This window comes from Microbacterium sp. CCH5-D1 (genome assembly GCF_001557335.1).
GTDB classification, from domain to species: Bacteria; Actinomycetota; Actinomycetes; order Actinomycetales; family Microbacteriaceae; genus Microbacterium; species Microbacterium oxydans.
Window position 1 is genome coordinate 1 of record NZ_LSJW01000283.1, and the last position, 2,287, is coordinate 2,287.

Consider the following 2,287-nt stretch of genomic DNA (forward strand, 5'->3'; position numbering starts at 1 on the left):
GGAGAGGGAGAGGGGGAGAGGGGTCAGCGTGCGCTGACCGGCTCCTTGTCGGCGGACGCGTCCGCCTCGGGAGCGTCGTCGTCGCCGGAGTCGTCGGCGAAGGGGAGGCCCTCGCGCGGAGCGTTGTAGAGCTCCTGGTTCAGGATGCCCTCGCGCTTGGCGACGATCGTCGGGATCAGCGCCTGACCCGCGACGTTGACCGCGGTGCGGCCCATGTCGAGGATCGGGTCGATCGCGAGCAGCAGCCCGACGCCCTCGAGCGGCAGGCCGAGCGTCGACAGCGTCAGCGTGAGCATCACGACCGCGCCGGTGGTTCCGGCGGTGGCGGCGGAACCGACGACCGAGACGATCACGATCAGCAGGTACTGCACGAAGTTCAACTCGATGCCGAAGAACTGTGCGACGAAGATCGCGGCGATGGCCGGGTAGATCGCGGCGCAGCCGTCCATCTTCGTGGTCGCGCCCAGCGGCACGGCGAAGGAGGCGTAGGAGCGGGGCACGCCGAGGTTGCGCTCGGTCACGCGCTCGGTGAGGGGCAGCGTGCCGATCGAGGAGCGGCTGACGAAGGCCAGCTGCACCGCGGGCCACACACCGGAGAAGTACTGCTTGATCGACAGGCCGTGCGTCTTGACCAGGACGGGGTAGACGACGAACAGCACGAGCGCCAGGCCGATGTAGACCGCGGCGGCGAACCAGCCGAGTGAGGCCAGCTTCTCCCAGCCGTACTTGATCACTGCAGAGCCGATGAGTCCGAACGTGCCGAGCGGGGCGATGCGGATGATCCACCACAGCACGCGCTGGATGACCTTGAGCAGCGACTCGGTGAACACGAGGAACGGCTCTGCCTTCTTGCCGGCCTTGAGCGCGGCGATACCGATGACGGCCGCGACCACGATGACCTGCAGGATGTTGAAGCCGACGCTGGAGCTGAAGGTGCCTTCGACGGCGCCGGGGTTGGTGCTGACCGTGAGCCCGAGGAAGTTCTGCGGGATGAGGCCCAGCAGGAAGTTCCACCAGGTGCCGACCGTGTACGGGTCGCCGGTCTCGAGGCCCTCGCCGGCGCGGTTGCCCGGCTGGATCACGAGGCCGAGGACGATGCCGATGATCACGGCGATGAATGCGGTGATCGCGAACCACAGGATCGTCTGCCCTGCCAGGCGCGCGGCGTTCTGCACGCGGCGCAGGTTCGAGATGCTGGCGACGATGGCCGTGAAGATCAGCGGGACGACGGCGGCGCGCAGCAGCGTCACGTACGAGCTGCCGATCGTGTCGAGGGTCGCCGACAGACCGTTCGGGTTCTCGGCGGTGGCGCCGAGCTGGCGGCCGATCAGACCGGCGGCGACGCCGAGGACGAGGGCGGCGAGGATCTGGAAGCCGAACGAGGTCAGCAGCTTCCGAACCGGTCCGCGGGTGTCTGGCGCCTTCTGGGCGCGTGCGGTGGTGCTCATGGGGTGGGGACTCCAGGATCGCGGCGCGCCGAGTGCGCGCCATGAGGCCCAACGTTATGGCTCCCTGGGAATTCCCTGGGTGGATATGACGAAGGATGACGCTCCCGAGCTCAGCGGGGGAGTGAGTTCAGCGGGGGAGTGGGCTCAGCGGGGAGCGAGCACCAGCAGCTCGCCCACTTCGCAGTCGAGCGCTTCGCAGATCGCGCGAAGGGTGGAGTAGCGGATGGCGCGGGCGCGGTCGTTCTTCAGGACCGACAGGTTCACGATGCTCACCCCGACCGCGGCGCTCAGCTCGGTGAGGGTCATTCCGCGATCGGCGAGCAGCTCATCGAGTCGGCAGTGGATGCCGGTGAACTCGTCGTCGCTCTCCGCCGGGGTCACACCAGCCCCTCCGTTTCTTTCTCGAGCGCGAGCTTCTCGTTCTGCAGGCGGATGCCGCGGCGGAACGCGACGGCGATCAGGCCCACGGTCACGCCGGTCGCGAAGATCGGGGCGACGCTCCAGAACTCGATCGGATGCGCAGGCTCTCCCTCACCGAGGCCGAGTGCTGAGGTGACGCCGTTGCGGCCCATGGTCTCGAACATGACGATCAGGATCGGCGCGACGACCAGGGTCCAGCCGATCACATCGAACGCGCGGGCGTTGCCGCGCACGAAGAAACGTCCGCGCAGGAAGTTCCAGGCGACCAGCGTGACCGACCCGATCACCAGCAGGGCCGCGAGCGCCCACAGGGTGATGGCGGCGATGATCGCCCCGACCGACACCGCGTTCACACCGGTGGCGAAGACCATCGCATCCTGGGCTATCCCCTCGACGGAGATCGCGCCGGAGTCGGTGGT

The 2,287-nt window shown here is 68.2% G+C and carries 2 protein-coding genes and 1 pseudogene; all 3 read right to left on the bottom strand.

From position 1 onward, the window contains the following. Window positions 1-23: 23 nt before the first annotated feature. The gene (locus AX744_RS16675) at window positions 24-1,448 is read right to left on the bottom strand and encodes a dicarboxylate/amino acid:cation symporter (RefSeq protein WP_197429268.1); all 1,425 of its coding nucleotides are present in this window, start codon (window positions 1,446-1,448) and stop codon (window positions 24-26) included. A gap of 144 nt (window positions 1,449-1,592) precedes the next feature. Next, window positions 1,593-1,829: a helix-turn-helix domain-containing protein gene (locus AX744_RS16680; protein ID WP_046747597.1), complete on the bottom strand. Its 237-nt coding sequence runs from the start codon at window positions 1,827-1,829 to the stop codon at window positions 1,593-1,595. Next, window positions 1,826-2,287 (bottom strand): annotated as a pseudogene (locus tag AX744_RS20850) (hypothetical protein); the annotation flags it as partial. The gene AX744_RS16680 and the pseudogene AX744_RS20850, both read right to left, overlap by 4 nt.

Excerpts from the sequence above, each read along its gene's own strand:
- AX744_RS16675 (WP_197429268.1), bottom strand. The coding sequence starts at position 1,448 with ATGAGCACCACCGCACGCGCCCAGAAGGCGCCAGACACCCGCGGACCG.